This window comes from Micromonospora matsumotoense (assembly GCF_900091525.1).
In the GTDB taxonomy this organism is placed as follows: Bacteria; Actinomycetota; Actinomycetes; order Mycobacteriales; family Micromonosporaceae; genus Micromonospora; species Micromonospora matsumotoensis.
In genome coordinates, this window is the sequence record NZ_FMCU01000012.1 from 42942 (window position 1) to 60277 (window position 17336).

General features: G+C 73.7%; 13 protein-coding genes and 1 pseudogene. 9 read left to right on the forward strand and 5 right to left on the reverse strand.

The genetic code is table 11. The annotated features are described in order from the left end of the window. Window positions 1-58: 58 nt before the first annotated feature. Both selD and GA0070216_RS22100 read left to right on the forward strand, forming a co-directional pair. Window positions 59-1048 (forward strand): selenide, water dikinase SelD, encoded by a 990-nt coding sequence (gene selD, locus GA0070216_RS22095; protein ID WP_091249514.1) that lies wholly within the window; start codon window positions 59-61, stop codon window positions 1046-1048. Window positions 1049-1251: 203 nt separating this feature from the next. Beyond that, a complete protein-coding gene (locus GA0070216_RS22100) occupies window positions 1252-1731 on the forward strand; it encodes a hypothetical protein (RefSeq protein WP_091249517.1) in 480 nt (159 codons plus the stop codon). A gap of 167 nt (window positions 1732-1898) precedes the next feature. Here GA0070216_RS22100 and GA0070216_RS22105 read toward each other — a convergent pair whose 3' ends face one another. Then, window positions 1899-2126, reverse strand: coding sequence for a DUF2277 family protein (locus GA0070216_RS22105; RefSeq protein ID WP_091249519.1), 228 nt, complete (start codon window positions 2124-2126; stop codon window positions 1899-1901). 66 nt (window positions 2127-2192) lie between these two features. Between GA0070216_RS22105 and miaB the strand changes: the two genes are divergently transcribed. Further along, window positions 2193-3716, forward strand: a complete 1524-nt coding sequence (gene miaB / locus GA0070216_RS22110) for a tRNA (N6-isopentenyl adenosine(37)-C2)-methylthiotransferase MiaB (RefSeq protein ID WP_091249522.1) — start codon at window positions 2193-2195, stop codon at window positions 3714-3716. Between the two features lie 168 nt (window positions 3717-3884). On the opposite strand, the gene GA0070216_RS22115 is transcribed toward miaB, so the two are convergent. Continuing rightward, on the reverse strand, window positions 3885-5534 hold the full coding sequence (locus GA0070216_RS22115; RefSeq protein WP_091249525.1) for a cellulase family glycosylhydrolase: 1650 nt from the start codon (window positions 5532-5534) through the stop codon (window positions 3885-3887). Window positions 5535-5928: 394 nt separating this feature from the next. Beyond that, window positions 5929-7140 carry a DUF349 domain-containing protein gene (locus GA0070216_RS22120; RefSeq protein WP_091249529.1) on the reverse strand — a complete coding sequence of 404 codons (1212 nt, stop codon included), beginning with the start codon at window positions 7138-7140 and terminating at the stop codon, window positions 5929-5931. A 253-nt stretch (window positions 7141-7393) separates the two neighbouring features. Between GA0070216_RS22120 and GA0070216_RS22125 the strand changes: the two genes are divergently transcribed. The 4 genes from GA0070216_RS22125 (at window position 7394) to dapF (ending at window position 10693) form a co-directional block, all read left to right on the forward strand. Next, a complete protein-coding gene (locus GA0070216_RS22125) occupies window positions 7394-7843 on the forward strand; it encodes a hypothetical protein (protein WP_218108255.1) in 450 nt (149 codons plus the stop codon). Between the two features lie 261 nt (window positions 7844-8104). Beyond that, a complete protein-coding gene (locus GA0070216_RS22130; RefSeq protein WP_245722640.1) occupies window positions 8105-8929 on the forward strand; it encodes a class III extradiol ring-cleavage dioxygenase family protein in 825 nt (274 codons plus the stop codon). Continuing rightward, on the forward strand, window positions 8905-9837 hold the full coding sequence (gene miaA / locus GA0070216_RS22135; RefSeq protein ID WP_091249532.1) for a tRNA (adenosine(37)-N6)-dimethylallyltransferase MiaA: 933 nt from the start codon (window positions 8905-8907) through the stop codon (window positions 9835-9837). The genes GA0070216_RS22130 and miaA overlap by 25 nt, the downstream gene beginning before the upstream one ends. A gap of 7 nt (window positions 9838-9844) precedes the next feature. Further along, window positions 9845-10693, forward strand: a complete 849-nt coding sequence (gene dapF / locus GA0070216_RS22140) for a diaminopimelate epimerase (protein ID WP_091249535.1) — start codon at window positions 9845-9847, stop codon at window positions 10691-10693. Between the two features lie 230 nt (window positions 10694-10923). On the opposite strand, the gene GA0070216_RS22145 is transcribed toward dapF, so the two are convergent. Next, on the reverse strand, window positions 10924-12396 hold the full coding sequence (locus GA0070216_RS22145; RefSeq protein WP_091249538.1) for an NAD-dependent malic enzyme: 1473 nt from the start codon (window positions 12394-12396) through the stop codon (window positions 10924-10926). Between the two features lie 175 nt (window positions 12397-12571). Here GA0070216_RS22145 and hflX point away from each other — a divergent pair, with 175 nt between their 5' ends. Both hflX and GA0070216_RS22155 read left to right on the forward strand, forming a co-directional pair. Beyond that, a complete protein-coding gene (hflX, locus tag GA0070216_RS22150) occupies window positions 12572-14023 on the forward strand; it encodes a GTPase HflX (RefSeq protein ID WP_091249542.1) in 1452 nt (483 codons plus the stop codon). A 48-nt stretch (window positions 14024-14071) separates the two neighbouring features. Beyond that, window positions 14072-15994 (forward strand): annotated as a pseudogene (locus GA0070216_RS22155) (hypothetical protein); the annotation flags it as partial. Window positions 15995-16374: 380 nt separating this feature from the next. Here GA0070216_RS22155 and lexA read toward each other — a convergent pair. After that, the gene (gene lexA, locus GA0070216_RS22160) at window positions 16375-17157 is read right to left on the reverse strand and encodes a transcriptional repressor LexA (protein ID WP_091249548.1); all 783 of its coding nucleotides are present in this window, start codon (window positions 17155-17157) and stop codon (window positions 16375-16377) included. Between the last annotated feature and the right edge of the window lie 179 nt (window positions 17158-17336).

A 17336-nucleotide genomic window follows, 5' to 3' on the forward strand; every position in this document is an offset into this window, starting at 1 on the left:
CGCCACCCGGCGGCCCCGTCGGGTGGCGGGTCGGGCGGGTGACGGAGATCATGGGGGGATGACCGACCGGGTCCGCCTGACCGAGTACGCGCGTGGTGGCGGCTGCGCCTGCAAGATCCCGCCGGGAGAGCTGGAGGCGATGGTCGCCGGTCTCGGCCCGGCCACCGGCACCGCCGAGTTGCTGGTCGGCCTGGACCACGGCGACGACGCCGCGGTGGTCCGGCTGGACGAGCGGACCGGCCTGGTCACCACCGCCGACTTCTTCACCCCGGTCGTCGACGACGCCTACGACTGGGGGCGGATCGCCGCCGCCAACGCCCTCTCTGACGTGTACGCCATGGGCGGCACCCCGCTGGTCGCCCTGAACCTGCTCTGCTGGCCCCGGGACACCCTCCCGCTGGAGCTGGCCCGGGAGGTGCTGCGCGGCGGTCAGGACGTGGCCCGGGAGGCCGGCTGCCACCTGGCCGGCGGGCACAGCGTGGACGACGACGGCCCCAAGTACGGGCTGGCGGTGACCGGGCTGGTGCGTCCCGAGGAGCTGATCACCCTGGACGGCGGCCGGGCCGGGCTGCCGCTGTCGCTGACCAAGCCACTCGGTGTCGGGGTGCTGAACACCCGGCACAAGGCCACCGGTGAGGTGTCCGCCGAGGCGGTGGCGTTGATGACCACCCTCAACCGGGACGCGGCCCGCGCCGCCGTCGCGGCCGGTATCCGCTGCGGCACCGACGTGACCGGCTTCGGACTGCTCGGGCACGCCTCGAAGCTGGCCCGGGCGAGCGGGCTCACGGTGGCGATCGACGCCGCCCGGGTGCCCTACCTGCCCGGTGCCCGGGAGGCGGTCCGCGACGGGTACGTCAGCGGTGGCACCCGCCGCAACCTGGACTGGGTGGCGCCGTGGACCGGGTTCGGGTCGACCGGTGAGGAGGATCGGCTGCTGCTGGCCGACGCGCAGACCTCCGGTGGGCTGCTGCTCGCCGGCGAGGTGCCCGGCGGCACGGTGATCGGCGAACTACTGCCCCGGGGCGAGTCGATGGTCGTCATCCGCTGACGCGCCGTCCGGCTGGCCAGCCGGGGGCACCGTACCCGATAAACTGTCATCTTCCCGCTACTCCGTGCAATGAGGCACTGGGAAATTTTGCCCGGAATGGTCACAGACCGGTAACTTGCCCCCGGTTGAGGTCAAATGCCCCCCACCATCGTGAGTAAGGCCCGATCCGGAGGCCGGTGGGACTAACGCAGCGAGGAGGCGGCATGACCGAGCTGTGGAACTGGAGAATCGACCGCGCCGCACCCGTGGAGGTGTACCCGGCCCTGGCCGAGGCGCTCGGTCGGGTGGTGATGCCCCTGGCCGTGGCCGATCCGGCCCGGCTGCCCACGTACGCGGTGATCTGCGACGTCTGGGAGGCCCCGGGGGAGTTCGGCACGATCGTCGACTGCTACGGCGTACCCGAGTCGCTGCACGAGCTGAGCGCGGTCGCCGCGCTGGCCCGGCTGCTCGACCGGGACTGCCTGCTGCCCGACGACACCCTCGACGCCGGCCGGCACCTGCTGGTCGCGCCGGGAGGCACGATCCGCCCGGTGCACTTCGAGGTGACCGAGACCGACGACGGTGAGGTGCTGTCCGCCCGCCGGCTCTGCACCCTGGCGCACCCGGGCTGTCGGGGCTGGTCGCGGTGCTGCCGCTCGCGTTGGGCACCCGACTCGGTCAACCCGGCCCTGGCCGCCGCCTGACCGCCCCCGCCTGACCAACCCGCCCCGGGCCGTCCTGCGGGTTCGCCACCCGGACCCGCCGGGTGCGGCCGTCCGGCCCGCTGCGGGCCCGTCCACGGCCGGTGGGCCAGGGCGCAGCCGGTGAGTCAGCCGGTGGCCCGTCCACGGCGGGTGGTCCAGCGGGTGGGTCAGGGCGCGGCGGTGGGGCGGACGCCCCGGACCTGCAACTGGTCCAGCAGGGTCGCGGTGGCGGCGGTCACCGCGCTCACCGCCGCCTCGAACGCCGCCGCGTTGTGCGCGGCCGGGGCCCGGAAACCGGACACCTTCCGCACGTACTGCAACGCCGCCGCCTCGATGTCGGCCGGCGTGACCGTCGGGACGTACGGCTCACGCAGGGTCTTGATGCTCCGGCACATGGCTTCTCCTCGTGGGGGTCTTCCCGGTCGGCCCGGACCGGGCGGCCCGGATACGCTGTGCATGTCATGACTACCGCAGCCGTGGGCAGCCCGCGCACCTACCAGGTGCGCACGTACGGCTGCCAGATGAACGTGCACGACTCCGAGCGCATCTCCGGCCTGCTGGAACAGGCAGGTTACGTGCGGCTCGCCGAGGCCGACGACAACCCGGACGTGGTGGTGTTCAACACCTGTGCCGTCCGGGAGAACGCCGACAACCGGCTCTACGGCAACCTCGGTCACCTGCGCCCCGTGAAGGACAGGCATCCGGGGATGCAGATCGCCGTCGGTGGCTGCCTGGCCCAGAAGGACCGCGGCGACATCGTCCGCAAGGCCCCCTGGGTGGACGTGGTGTTCGGCACCCACAACATCGGCTCCCTGCCGGTGCTGCTGGAACGGGCCCGGCACAACACCGCCGCCGAGGTGGAGATCCTCGAATCCCTCGACGTCTTCCCGTCCACCCTGCCGGCCCGGCGCGAGTCGACGTACGCCGGCTGGGTGTCGATCTCGGTGGGCTGCAACAACACCTGCACGTTCTGCATCGTGCCCGCCCTGCGCGGCAAGGAGAAGGACCGCCGCCCCGGCGACGTCCTCGCCGAGGTGCGTGCCCTGGTCGCCGAGGGGGTGCTGGAGGTGACCCTGCTCGGCCAGAACGTCAACTCCTACGGCGTCGAGTTCGGCGACCGGTACGCCTTCGGCAAGCTGCTGCGCGCCTGCGGCGACATCGACGGGCTGGAGCGGGTCCGGTTCACCAGCCCGCACCCGAAGGACTTCACCGACGACGTGATCGCCGCGATGGCCGAGACCCCGAACGTCTGCCACTCGCTGCACATGCCGTTGCAGTCCGGCTCCGACGACGTGCTCAAGGCGATGCGTCGGTCCTACCGGTCCGAGCGCTACCTGGGGATCATCGACAAGGTCCGGGCGGCGATGCCGGACGCGGCGATCACCACCGACATCATCGTCGGTTTCCCCGGCGAGACCGAGGCCGACTTCCAGCACACCCTGGACGTGGTGCGCGCGGCCCGGTTCTCCTCGGCGTTCACCTTCCAGTACTCCAAGCGCCCCGGCACCCCGGCCGCCACCATGCCCGACCAACTGCCCAAGCAGGTGGTGCAGGAGCGTTACGAGCGGCTGATCGCCACGGTCGAGGAGATCACCTGGGCGGAGAACAAGCGCCTGGTCGGCGAGACCGTCGAGGTGCTGGTCGCCGTCGGCGAGGGCCGCAAGGACGAGCGCACCGGCCGGCTCTCCGGCCGGGCCCGCGACGGCCGCCTGGTGCACTTCGCCACCGGCGCGACCGGCCAGCCCGGCGCGAGCAGTCAGCCCGGCGCGATCCGGCCGGGGGACATCGTGCACACCACCATCACGTACGCCGCCCCGCACCACCTCAACGCCGACGGCGCCCCGCTGGCGCACCGGCGCACCCGGGCCGGTGACGCCGCCGAGGCGGGCCGCGCCCCGCGTACCCCCGGGGTGGTGCTCGGGTTGCCCACGGTCGGTGTGCCGGCCGCGCCGCCCGCGCCGACGACCGGCTGCGCCGCGCACTGACCCGTCGGGTCCGGCGGCGCCCCCTGCCCGGGGGCGGGCCGACCCCGACCGGGGCCCGCGAGCGGCGGACCCCGATCGGTGCGCGGGCGGCGATCCGGCAGGCGGGTCGCCGGCCGACGGGCAACGTCGACCGGCGACCCGCCGGTGGGCACTACGGACGGTCTCGGCTCAGCAGGCGGTGCCCTGGAGCTTCACCGTGGCCGGGGCGGCGGCCGTACCGTTGGCGGTGAAGCCCACGGTGACCGACGCGCCCGCCGCCAGGGACGGCGCGTAGCTCGGCCCGGCGGCGGTCACCGTCGTGCCGGACTGGGTGACGGTGGCGTTCCAACCGCTGACCAGGGTGACCCCGGCCGGCCAGGCCCAGGTCACCGACCAGGGGTTGGCCGCCGACGAACTGGTGTTCTTCACCGTCAGCTCGCCCTGGAAACCACCCTGCCACGCGCTGACCTGCTTGTAGGTGGCGGTGCAGCCACCGGTCGGCGGGGGCGTGGTGGTCGGCGGCGGGGTGGTGGTCGGCGGCGGCGTCGTCGGGCCGGTGGTGGTCGGCGTCGGCGTCGGGGTGCCGGTCGGGTCGGTCCCGCCACCCACCGGCGCGATCAGGTACGGCTGGAGGATCGCCTGCTTGGCGGTGTTGATGTTGGTCCAGTCGTCCAGCGCGATGCCCCCGGTGTCACCCGAGTTCGGGTTCCACGACCAGTAGGTGAAGGACATCCCGTTGACCCCGGTGCCGGTGTAGGCCATCAACTTCTCCAGCCACACCTTGTCCCGGGGGTCGGCCAGGGTGCTGCCGAACTCACCCATCATGATCGGGGCGATGTTCTGCTTGTAGAGGTAACCCCAGTACCTGTCCCAGATCGCCGGCAGGTTCGCCGGGTAGTCGGCGGCCTTGAACCAGTTCTGCTCGTAGACGCTGGTGGCGTACTCGTGCGGCGAGTAGACCAGCCGGTTCGCCACGTTCAGCCGGACCGGGAACTGCCCGGCCTTGGACAGGTTGCCACCCCACCAGCCGCAGTCCTCGTCGTTGCTGGGGTCGTTGTCCCAGACGTTCGACAGGCCGCCGCTGGGGCAGCTCACCCCCTCCACGAAGATCAGCCAGTTCGGCTGCACGCCGAGGATGGCGTTGCCGGCCCGCTCGGCGGCCAGCCGCCAGTCCCGGGTGGTGTCGCCGCAGCCCCAGCAGGCGCCGGTGGCGGCCGGGTTGGTGCCCTCGGCGTGCGGCTCGTTGTGCAGGTCCGCGCCGATCACCGTGGTGTTGCCGGCATACCGCTGGGCCAGCATCTTCCAGTCGGCGAGCCAGGTCGCCTCGGAGACCGTCGGGGTGTACCAGAGCGGCGACTGCCCGGCCGCCGTCGGCCGGTGCCGGTCCAGGATGACCCGCATGCCCTTGCTGCCGGCGTAGGCGATCACCTTGTCCAGGATCTGCAACGGCGAGAGCCCGACCAGGTCCGGGTTGACGAAGTCGTTGATCCCGCTGGCCGTCGCGCCCGGCTTCACCGAGTCGTTCGAGTACGGGACGCGCAGCGTGTTGTAGCCCAGGCTGGCCATCTTGTCGAGCTGCCCGCGCCACGGGTTGTTCGACCACAGGCCGTGGAACGTCCGGTTGTCGGTCTCCATGCCGAACCAGTTGATGCCGGTCAGCCGTACCGTCGCGCCGGTGGCGTCGACGATCTTGTTGCCGTTCGTGTGCAGGTAACCGGTGCCGGTGCCGCCGACTGCGGCGGCGGCCGGCGTGGTGCTGATGGCCGTGGCGACGAGCACGCCGGCCGCGGCGGTGGCGAGCGCGGTGAGCGCAGCGCCGATGATGCGGGGTCGGTACATACGGGCTCCACTTCGAATGCCCGGCGTCGCGACGGCGACGCAGGGCGGAGAACCAGGGATTCACCGGCCGCCGCCCGCCCGTCCCGCTCCTGCGGGGGTACGCGGACAGTGCGCGGCACGCCGGGTCACGTGGACGCGGCCACTCGCTGCGGTGCACCGGCGACTCCCGACGACGGTGTCCGTCGTCGGTGCCCTCGCGCCGGTGGGATCGACCTGGCTCTGCCGCTCATTCTGATCAGCCGGCCTCGATGCGTCAACCGCTGGCCCCGCGCCCGCCCCCGCGCCCCTCCCGCCGACCCGTCGGTGGGTCCCCGGCGATCCGGGTACGCGTGAGCCCCCGGTCCCAGACGGGACCGGGGGCTCACGGATCGGCTCTGCTCAGCCGGCGGCCTGCTCAGCCGGCGGCCTGCTCGGCGAGCTGGAGGAACTGCCGCTTGGAGGCGAGCGCCTGCTCGGCCTCCTTGACCCGACGGGCGTCCCCGGCGGCCTGGGCCCGGGCGAGCCGCTCCTCGGCCTCGGCGACCTGCGCCCGCATCTGCGCGAGCAGCGGGTTGTCCTCCTTGGTGGTCCGCCGCCAGGCGGAGTCCATCACCTCGCGGACCTTGTCGTCGATCGCCCGCAGTCGCCGTTCCAGGCTGGTGGCCGCCTCCCGGGGCACCCGGCCGGCCTCGTGCCACTGGGCCTGGATGTCCCGCAGCCTGGCCTGTGCACCCTTCGGGTCACCGTCGACGTCCAACGCCTCGGCCTCGACCAGGAGCGCCTGCTTGCGCTCCAGGTTGGCCCGCTGCTCGTTGTCCCGGGCCGAGAAGACCTCGCTGCGCCGGCTGAAGAAGGCGTCCTGCGCGGCGCGGAACCGTTCCCAGAGCTTCTGCTCCGACTCCTTGGAGGCGCGCGGGGCGGCCTTCCACTGGTTCATCAGTTCCTTGAGCTGGTTGGCGGTGGCCGCCCAGTCGGTGGAGTCGGAGAGCTTCTCGGCCTCGGCGACCAGCTCCTCCTTGGCCGTGTGCGCCTGCTTGCGCTGCTGGTCGAGGGAGGCGAAATGGGCGCCCCGACGCCGGGTGAAGCCGTCCCGGGCGGCGGCGAACCGCTTCCACAGCTCACCGTCGGCCTTCTTGTCGACCCCCCGGATGGTCTTCCACTCGTCGAGGATCTCCTTGAGCCGGTCACCGGCGGTCTTCCAGCCGGTCGACTCGGCGGCCAGCTTCTCGGCCTCCTCGACCAGGGCGGTCTTGCGGGCGAGCGCCTCACCCCGGGCAGCCTCCCGGGCGGCGCGGGCCTCGCCGGCCTTCTCCTCGGCGACGACGGCGAGCTTGTCCAGGCGCGCGGCGAGGGCGTCGATGTCCCCGACGACGTGCGCCTCGGCCAGCGAGCCACGGATCCGCCGGACCGTGCTCAGCGAACCACCCGCGTCGGCGGCGCCGGAGTTGAGCCGGGCCTCGGTCAGGTCCACCTCGGTGACCAGGTCGGCGAAGCGGCGGGCGAAGTGGGCCAGCCCCTCCTCGGGGGCCCCCGCCTGCCAGGATCCGACCACCCGCTCGCCCTCGCTGGTCTTCACGTACACGGTGCCGTCCGCGTCCACCCGTCCGAAGGCAGTCCAGTCGCTCATGTGCACATCCTCGTTCTCCCGGCGTCGACGGGAAACCCCCCGCGATCGCCGCCACGGCGCAGCCAACTTGCTCCCGGCATTGTCACAGGTCCGCCCCCGTCCGCGTCGAGCGCCTGTCTCTGACCGTGACCATACGGTGTCCTAGCACCCACACACAGACTCCGCGGGGGGAGTGTCGCAATCCGCCGTACGCTGTACCGTACGACGTACGAGATGCTGCCGCCCGATCGACGGGCGGGCGAGGAGGAGCAGGATGACCCAGTCCCAGACCCGGATGACGCCCCCGGCCGACCCCGGTTTCGTGCCCGACGCGGCCGATTTCGCCGAGTTGGACGAGTGGTTCCGCCACTACGACGCCCTGGCCGAGGCGGGTGACGTCGCCGGCACCGCCGAGTTGGCGATGTTCCCGCTGAACACGGTCACCGACGACGCGGCGGGTGAGGGCTCCGCGCGTCAGCTCGACCGGGCGGCATACCTGGAGATGATGGGCGGCGTGCTCGGTGGCGGTGGCGACCTGCGGATGGAGAGCCGCCGCACGCCGTACTTCCTCACCCGGAGCCTGGCCGTGGTGCTCACCGAGGCCGAGTTCACCCTCGACGGCGCACGCCAGCGGGTGCGCTACGCCGACCTGCTGGTCCGCACCGGTGGGCAGTGGCGGTTCCAGACCATGGTCCAGGGCGGCTGGGGCGGCCAACCGGGCTGATCCCGGCATCGGGGTTGCCGACCGGGTGGGTCCGGGCGGCGGCGCTGATCCCGGCGTCGGGCTGCCGGCCGGGACGGTCCGGGCGTTCGGGCTGCCGCCCGGGACGGTCCGGGCGTCGTGCTGCCGGCCAGGTTGGTCCGGTGGCGGGCTGCCGACCGGGTCGGTTCGGGCGTCGCGTTGCCGACCGGGTGGGTCCGGTGGCGGGCTGCCGCAGCGGTGGGGCAGGCGGGGCGGTCGGGGCCGGGCCGCTAACGTTGCCTGGTGCCCCTGGTCGCCGCCGCCGTCTGCCCGCATCCGCCGCTGATCGTGCCCGAGCTGGCCGGGGCCGCCGCGCCCGAACTGGCGGAACTCCGCGCCGCCTGTGCCGCCGCGGTCACCGCCCTCTACGCCGCCGGGGCGGCCACCGTCGTGCTGGTCGGCTCCGGTGGGCACACCGCCGAACTGGACCTGCCCCGGCAGGGCAGCTTCGCCCCCTGGGGATTGCCCCTGGCGGTGCGCCTCGGCGGGGGATCGGCCCGTACCGACCCCGGCAGCGGCGACGATCTGCTGCCGCTGAGTCTGCTGGTCGGGGCCTGGCTGGTCGACCGGGTCGCCCCCCCGACGCCGACGGCCTGGCGGATGGTGAGCGTCGGGCCCGACGAGCCGGTCGACCGGTGTGCCGCCCTCGGGGCCGGACTCGGGGTGGACGGGCCGTGGGCCCTGCTGGTGCTGGGCGACGGCTCGTCCTGCCACGGCCCGAAGGCGCCCGGCTACGACGACCCGCGCGCCGGGGCGTACGACGAGGGGGTGGCCCGGGCCCTGGCCGACGCGGACGCCGACGCGCTGCTCGGCCTGGACCCGGCGGTCTCGGCGCAGCTGGGGGCCGCCGGCCGGCCCGCCTGGCAGGTGCTGGCCGGCGCGGTCCGCGCGGCCGGCGGCGACTGGCGCGGCGAACTGCGCCACCACTCGCATCCCTACGGGGTGGGCTACCTGGTGGCCTCGTGGTCCCGGCCGACGCAGGCGGGACCGGGCGAGGACCAGGCGGATGCGACGGTGCCGGTTGCCGTCGGACCGGGCGGGGCATGGACCGGCGGGCCGGCGCGGTGAGCGGCACGGTCGTGGCCGTGGTCGGGCCGACCGCGGCGGGCAAGTCGGCGCTGAGCATCGCCCTGGCGCACGCCCTGGGTGGTGAGGTGGTCAACGCCGACTCGATGCAGCTCTACCGGGGCATGGACATCGGCACCGCCAAGCTCACCCCGGCCGAGCGGGACGGGGTGCCGCACCACCTGCTGGACATCTGGCCGGTCACCGCGCCGGCCAGCGTCGCCGAATACCAGCCGCTGGCCCGCGCGGCGGTCGACGACATCCTGGCCCGGCGGCGGGTGCCGCTGCTGGTCGGCGGCTCCGGCCTGTATGTGCGGGCGGTGCTGGAGCAGTTCGAGTTCCCCGGCACCGACCCGGTGGTACGCGGACGGCTGGAGGCGGAGCTGGCGCACCTCGGTCCGGCCCCGCTGTACGCCCGGCTGGCCGAGGCGGACCCGGTCGCGGCGGCCGGCATCCTGCCCGGCAACGGTCGACGCATCGTCCGGGCCCTGGAGGTGATCGCGCTGACCGGGGCCCCGTTCACCGCCTCGCTGCCCGACCCGACCCCGTACTACCCGGCGGTGCAGCTCGGGGTGGACCTGGACACCGCGCTGCTGGACGAGCGGATCGCGCTGCGGGTCGACCGGATGTGGGCCGACGGGCTGGTCGCCGAGGTCCGCGCGCTGTGCGGGCACGGCCTGGCCGAGGGACGGACGGCCAGCCGGGCGCTCGGCTACCAGCAGGTGCTGCGGTTCCTGGCCGGGGAGACCGACGAGGCGCAGGCCCGCGACGAGACGGTCCGGGCCACCCGGCGGTTCGTCCGACGGCAACGCTCCTGGTTCCGCCGGGACCAGCGGATCCACTGGCTGGACCCCACGTCGCCGACGTTTGTCGACACTGCGCTGCGGGTGGTCGCCGCGCATCGGCAATGATGGGGGCGTGGAGTTCACCAAGGGTCACGGCACCGGCAACGACTTCGTCATCCTGCCCGACCCGGACGGCGCCCTCGACCTGACACCCGACCTGGTCGCCGGGATCTGCGACCGACGACGCGGACTCGGCGGCGACGGCGTGCTGCGGGTGGTGCGCGCCGCGAAGCACCCCGACGGGGTGGCACTCGCCGATACGGCCGAGTGGTTCATGGACTACTGGAACGCCGACGGCTCGTTCGCCGAGATGTGCGGCAACGGGGCCCGGGTCTTCGTCCGCTACCTGCTCGCGACCGGGCTGGCCACCGCGACCGACGGCACCCTGCCGGTGGCCACCCGCGCCGGCCTGGTGCGGGCCCGGGTCGACGGCGACACCATCGCCGTCGAGATGCGCCGCCCCCGGCTGTACGACACGTCGCATGCCACCCTGGGCGGGCTCACCCTGCCCGGCATGGCGGTGGACGTCGGCAACCCGCACCTGGTCTGCGCCCTACCGGCCGGCATCGACCTGGCCGAGCTGGACCTGACCCGCGCGCCCGACTTCGACCCCCGGGTCTTCCCGCACGGGGTGAACGTCGAGTTCACCACCCCCGGCGGCCCGCTGGACGGCTCCGACGGCCACGTGCTGATGCGGGTCTACGAGCGCGGCTCGGCGGAAACCCTCTCCTGCGGCACCGGCGCCTGCGCGGTCGCCGCGGTGGCCCTGCGCGACGCCGCCCGGGACACCGGCACGATCACGGTCGACGTCCCCGGTGGCCGCCTCACCATCACCGTCACCGAAGACTCCTGCTGGCTGGCCGGCCCCGCCGCCCTCACCGCCACCGGCACTCTGACCCCCACTGCCCTACACCCGCGATAACCCATCCCTGCCGGGCTGCCGGGTGCCCTGCTCGCCCCTGCCCGGGTGGGTCCTGGCCGTCATGATCGACTCCTGTGGGCCGATGTAGCGGTATCGCAGTACCGGCGATACCGCCACATCGACCCCATTGAGTGGCTCAAATGGGTGCCGGACCGACAGGTGGCCGGCGTGTCTGGTACGTCAGAGGGTGAGTCGGACCGGCCGGGTGGCCCGCTCCCACCTCATCACTGTCAGGGGGTGGCGCTGGCGGTGGCGGCTACCTCGGGGAGGTCGGCGGGGCCGGGGTCGGCGGCCGGGGGTGGCGTCGCCGCCGGGTTCTGGGCGGCGGCGCGGACGGCGGCGGCGACCGCCGGGGCGACCCGTGAGTCGAAGACGCTCGGCACGATCACCGTCGGGTTGATCTTGTCTTCGCCGACCACGTCGGCGATGGCGCGGGCCGCCGCGATCGCCATCTCCTCGGTGAACTCCTCGGCGTGCGCGTCGAGCATGCCCCGGAACACCCCGGGGAAGGCGAGCACGTTGTTGATCTGGTTCGGCTGGTCGGAGCGGCCGGTGGCGACGATCGCGGCGTGCTTGCGGGCCTCCCGGGGGTCGACCTCCGGATCGGGGTTGGCCAGCGCGAAGACGATCGCGTCCTTGGCCATGGTGGCGACGTCGTCGCCGGTGAGCAGGTTGGGGGCGCTCACCCCGATGAAGACGTCCGCGCCCCGGACCGCGCCGGCCAGGTCGCCGGAGTAGTTGTCCCGGTTGGTGTTCTCGGCCAGCCACTGCCAGGCCGGGTTGAGCCCGGTCAGCCCACGGTGCAGGGCACCCTGCCGGTCGTACGCGATGATGTCGCCGACGCCCTGGCGCAGCAGCAGCTTCATGATCGCGGTGCCGGCCGCGCCGGCCCCGGAGACGACCACCCGGACGTCCGCGAGCTGCTTGCCCACCACGCGCAGCGCGTTGGTCAGCGCGGCCAGCACGCAGATCGCGGTGCCGTGCTGATCGTCGTGGAAGACCGGGATGTCCAGGAGCTCCCGCAGCCGGGCCTCGATCTCGAAGCAGCGCGGCGCGGCGATGTCCTCCAGGTTGATCCCGCCGTACGCGGGGGCGATGGCCTTGACGATCGCCACGATCTCGTCGGTGTCCTGGGTGTCCAGCACCACCGGCCAGGCGTCCACCCCGCCGAAGCGCTTGAACAGCGCCGCCTTGCCCTCCATCACCGGCAGCGACGCCGCCGGGCCGAGGTTGCCCAGGCCGAGCACGGCCGAGCCGTCGCTGACCACGGCGACCGTGTTGCGCTTGATGGTCAGCCGCCGGGCGTCCGCCGGGTTCTCCGCGATCGCCATGCAGACCCGGGCCACCCCCGGGGTGTACGCCCGGGACAGCTCGTCGCGGGTCCGCAGCCCGACCTTCGAGTGCACCTCGATCTTGCCGCCCAGGTGCAGCAGGAACGTGCGGTCGGAGACCTTGCGCACGTCCACCCCGTCGAGCGCGGTGAGCGCCTCGACGACCTGGTCGGCGTGGCCGGCGTCGGCGGTGTCGCAGGTGAGGTCGACGATCACGTTGGTCGGGTCGGAGTCGACCACGTCCAGCGCGGTGACGATCGCGCCGGCCTCGCCGACCGACGTGGTCAGCCGGCCGATCGAGGAGGCGTCCGCGGGGACCGCGATCCGGATCGTGATCGAGAATCCGGCACTTGGCAGTCTGGTGATGGCCACGGAAATACCTCCGTCGTCGCTGGCGGCTCGTCAGCATTTCTACTCGCCCACCGGGCCACGGCGGCAGCCGCCCCCGCGTTCGGCGACCTGTACCACGGGCATATAGCGGTCGCGTTCCGCGTTGACCCGTGTCAGGATTACTCGGTACATGCACAGAACGGACAGGAGACGCAGCTTGCGAGACCAGGAGACCCACACCCCCTTCTCGGACGACGACCTCGACGCCACGACCGGTGAGTACGAGCTGTCGGAGCGGCAGGCGTTGCGGCGGGTCCCCGGCCTCTCCACCGAGCTGACCGACGTCACCGAGGTCGAATACCGCCAGCTCCGGCTGGAGCGGGTCGTCCTCGTCGGGGTCTGGACCGAGGGCAGCCAACGCGACGCCGACAACTCGCTGACCGAGCTGGCGGCGCTGGCCGAGACGGCCGGTTCCCAGGTGCTCGAAGGGCTGATCCAGCGCCGCAGCCGCCCCGACCCGGCGACGTACGTCGGCCGGGGCAAGGTCGACGACCTCAGCGCGGCGGTGCTCTCCACCGGGGCCGACACGGTGATCTGCGACGGTGAGCTGTCCCCGTCCCAGCTGCGCAACCTGGAGCAGCGCACCAAGGTCAAGGTGGTCGACCGTACCGCGCTGATCCTCGACATCTTCGCCCAGCACGCCAAGAGCAAAGAGGGCAAGGCGCAGGTCGAGCTGGCCCAGCTCGAATACCTGCTGCCCCGGTTGCGGGGTTGGGGCGAGTCGCTCTCCCGGCAGAGCGGTGGCTCCGGGCGCGGTGGCGGCGCCGGCGGCGGCGTGGGCCTGCGTGGCCCCGGTGAGACCAAGCTGGAGACCGACCGGCGGCGCATCCGCAACCGCATCGCCCGGCTTCGCCGGGAGATCAAGGCCATGAAGACGGTACGCCAGACCAAGCGCGCCCGCCGGTCCCGTAACGCCGTGCCCGCGGTCGCCATCGCCGGTTACACCAACGCCGGCAAGTCGAGCCTGCTCAACCGGCTCACCGGCGCGGGCGTGCTGGTGGAGAACGCGCTCTTCGCCACCCTGGACCCGACCACCCGCCGGGCGACCACCGCGGACGGGCGGCTCTACACGCTGTCCGACACGGTCGGCTTCGTCCGGCACCTGCCGCACCAGATCGTCGAGGCGTTCCGCTCGACGCTGGAGGAGGTCGCCGAGGCCGATCTGGTGGTGCACGTGGTCGACGGCACCCACCCCGATCCGGAGGAGCAGGTCCGCGCGGTGCGTGAGGTGCTCTCCGAGGTCGGCGCGGACCGGCTGCCCGAGCTGCTGGTGGTCAACAAGACCGACGCCGCCGACGAGGAGACCCTGCTGCGGCTCAAGCGGCTCTGGCCCGACGCGGTCTTCGTCTCCGCGCACAGTGGGCGTGGTCTCGACGGGCTGCGCGAGGTGATCGAGCAGCGGCTGCCCCGCCCCGCCGTCGAGGTCCGCGCGGTCCTGCCGTACGACCGGGGTGACCTGGTCGCCCGGCTGCACCGGCAGGGCGAGGTGCTCAGCACCTCCCACCTGCCGGAGGGCACGCTGCTGCACGTCCGGGTGGGGGAGGCGCTCGCCGCCGAGTTGACGCCGTTCGTGGCGGCGGGTGACCCGGCGGTAGCCGGTAGTCGGTGAGCGCTGCGGTGTGACCTGAGGTTCATGGCGGCATGCGACACTGACGCCATGCGCCGCGCTGTCTCCTCGGTCACGGTTGCCCTCGCCCTGTTCGGCGCGGCCGTGGCACCCGCCGTTGCCGCCGGAGCGGCACCGGTCTCCGCTGCCACCGCCGGGGCAGCACCGGTCCTGGCCGCCCCCGACGGGGTGGCGTCAGCACTGGCTGCCCCCGTCGGGGCGATACCGCTCGCCGCCGCCGTCGCCGGTAAGAAGCGGTGCACGATCACCGACGAGCGGCTGCGGGAGCTGTCCGGGCTGGTCGCCACGAAGACCGGCTACATCGTGATCAACGACGGCACCCTGGAGGAGGGCCGCAAGCGGGTCTTCTTCCTCGACACCAAGTGCAAGGTCGCCAAGGAGCCGGTGAAGTACTCCGGTGACGGCCCGTTCGACACCGAGGACCTGGCCCTCTCGCCGGACGACAAGACCCTCTGGATCGCCGACACCGGTGACAACGTCACCAGTCGGGAGCGGCGTACCCGGGTCGCGGTCTGGACGATGCCGGTCAGCGGGTCCAAGCAGCCGGTGCTGCACCGGCTGTCGTACCCGGAGCGCAAACCGCACGACGCCGAAGCGCTGCTGATCGGCACGGACGGGCTGCCCCTGGTGATCACCAAGGTGCCCAGCGGCAAGGCGGAGATCTACACCCCGGAGGCGAAGCTCGACAGCGGCGGCAACACCGAGCCGGTGCCGATGAAGAAGGTCGGCGAGATCACCCTGCCGAAGACCACCACCGACAACCCGCTCAACATCATCGGCCGGGTGGCCATCACCGGGGCGGCCCGCTCGCCCGACGGCAGCAAGGTGGTCCTGCGCACCTACGCCGACGCCTTCGAGTACGACGTCAGTGGCGACGACATCGTGGCCGCCCTGACGACCGGCAAGCCCCGGGTCACCCCGCTGGCCGACCCGTTCGGCGAGGCCATCTCGTACACCCCGGACGGCACCGGGTTCGTGACGGTCTCCGACGGTGGGGAACTCTCGCCGGAGGACCCGATCGACATCCTCGGCTACACCCCGTCCACCAAGGGCGCCGAGGCGGTCGAGGGCGCGGCGGGGGTCAAGCCGGCGGCCGACAAGTCCTGGTACGACAACCTCAGCCTGGACCAGATCACCTACCTGATCGCCGCGGTCGGGGTGGTCGGTGTGGTGTTGGTCGGGGCCGGCATCGTCGGGATCGTGCGCTCCCGGCGGCGGGCCGCCACGGCCGGCGAGGAGTCGGACGATCCCGACGACGAGGTCTTCACCTCCGGTGCGGTGTCCCGGGCCGGGAGCTTACCGGCCGGTGAGTCCCCCCGGGGTGCCGAGCCGGCCCGTGGTGGTGGCGGCGTCTACGGCGCTCCGGCGGCGGCCGGTGGTGCGCCCGCCCGCCCGGCCGGCGGCGCGGTCTACGGCGGCGGCCGACCCCCGGCCGCGGCCGGGGCGGCTCCCCCCGCAGGCCCGGGCGGCGGTGCCCCGGCGGGCGGCGGGCGTCCGGCGGGTGGTGGTGTCTACGGTGGCGGTCGCCCGGCCGGCGGCGGTGTCTACGGTGCCGCCCCGGCCGGCGGTCCGCCGGTCAACGGCGCCGGCCCGCGCGGTGGTGCCCCGGGCGGCGGTGCCCCGGGCGGCGGTGCCCCACGCACCGTCCCACGCGGTGGTGCCCGGGGCGGTGCGCCGGCCGCCGCCGACCCGCGCGGCGGTGCTCCCGCCGGGGGGCGCGGTGGTGCGCCGGTCGGTGGGCGTGGTGCTCCTCCGGGGGCCCGTGGCGGTGCCCCGGTGGCCGGAGGCGGCACGCCGCCGGGTGGCCGGGGCGGCACGCCGCCGGATGGACGTGGTGGTGGTCCGGTCGGTGGACGTGGTGGTGGTCCGGCGGATGGACGTGGCGGCACGCCGCCGGGCGGGCGTGGTGGTCCGCCGGGCGGCCACGGCGGTGCTCCCGCTGGTGGGCGCGGCGGTGCTCCGGCTGGTGGGCGCGGCGCCGGCCCGGCGGGCGGGCGGGGTGGCGCTCCGGCCGGTAGGGACGGTGTCTACGGCGGTGGACGGGCCGAACCGCCGCGGCGCGAGGCCGGCCCCCGCGAGCCGCGTTCCGGTCCGCGCCGTGACGGCGGCGCTGATGACCGGCGGGGCGGCCCACCCCCCGGCCGCAGCGGCGAACGCTACTGAATCACCCGGCGCGACGCACGGCGACCGTCGCCACGGATACCCCCCCGGAGGGGGCACGGCGATCGCCACCAACGGATACCCCGGAGGGGGCACGGCGATCGCCGCGACGGGGAACAGCCGCTGAGGGCAGCGCCGGCCGCCTCCGACGGAGGCGGCCGGTCGAGGTGGGGTCAGATCCGGCGGAGCACGGCGACGACCCGACCCATGATGGTGGCGTCGTCGCCGGGGATCGGATCGAAGGCCGGGTTCTGCGGCATCAGCCAGACGTGACCGTCGCGTCGCCGGTAGGTCTTGACGGTCGCCTCGCCGTCGAGCATGGCGGCGACGATGTCACCGGCCTCGGCGATCGGCTGCTGCCGGACCACCACCCAGTCGCCGTCGCAGATCGCCGCGTCGAGCATCGAGTCGCCCTTGACCTGGAGCATGAAGACCTCGCCCTCACCCACCAGTTCGCGGGGGAGCGGGAACACGTCCTCCACCGCCTGCTCGGCCAGGATCGGCCCTCCGGCCGCGATCCGGCCCAGCATCGGCACGTACGCCGGGGTGGGGCGCTGGGCGCGGCTCAGCTCGTCGTCGGCGTCGTGGGGGGCGCGGACGTCCACCGCGCGGGGGCGGTTGGGGTCGCGGCGCAGGAAGCCCTTCTTTTCCAGCTCCTTGAGCTGGTAGGCGACGCTGGACGGGGAGACCAGACCGACCGCCTCGCCGATCTCGCGGACGCTCGGCGGGTAGCCGTGCCGCTCCACCCAGCTGCGGATGAACTCCAGGATGCGGCGCTGCCGGGCGGTGAGGTCGACGGCGGTCGGGTCGGGAAAGCCGCTGACCACCGGGGTGACCTGCCGGACGGCCGGCTGGCCGGTCCGGCTGCGGGCGGCGCGGGGACGCCGAGTGGCCGGGGGACCCGCCTCGGCGATCGGCTGCGGGTTCTTCTGCCGGTTGACCCGGTCCTCGGTCACGTCCGTCCTCCCTGGTCGGCGCTGGGTGCCTTGGCGGCTCGTGGTGCGTGCGGGGGTGTCGCGGTGCCGGGACCGACGTGGTGCGCCGTGCCCGGTCGTTCATGACCGTATAGGTGAGATCGGTCATTTTCAAACATCTGTACGACGCGCCCCGGCGTGTCGGACGGAAAGCCTGGCAT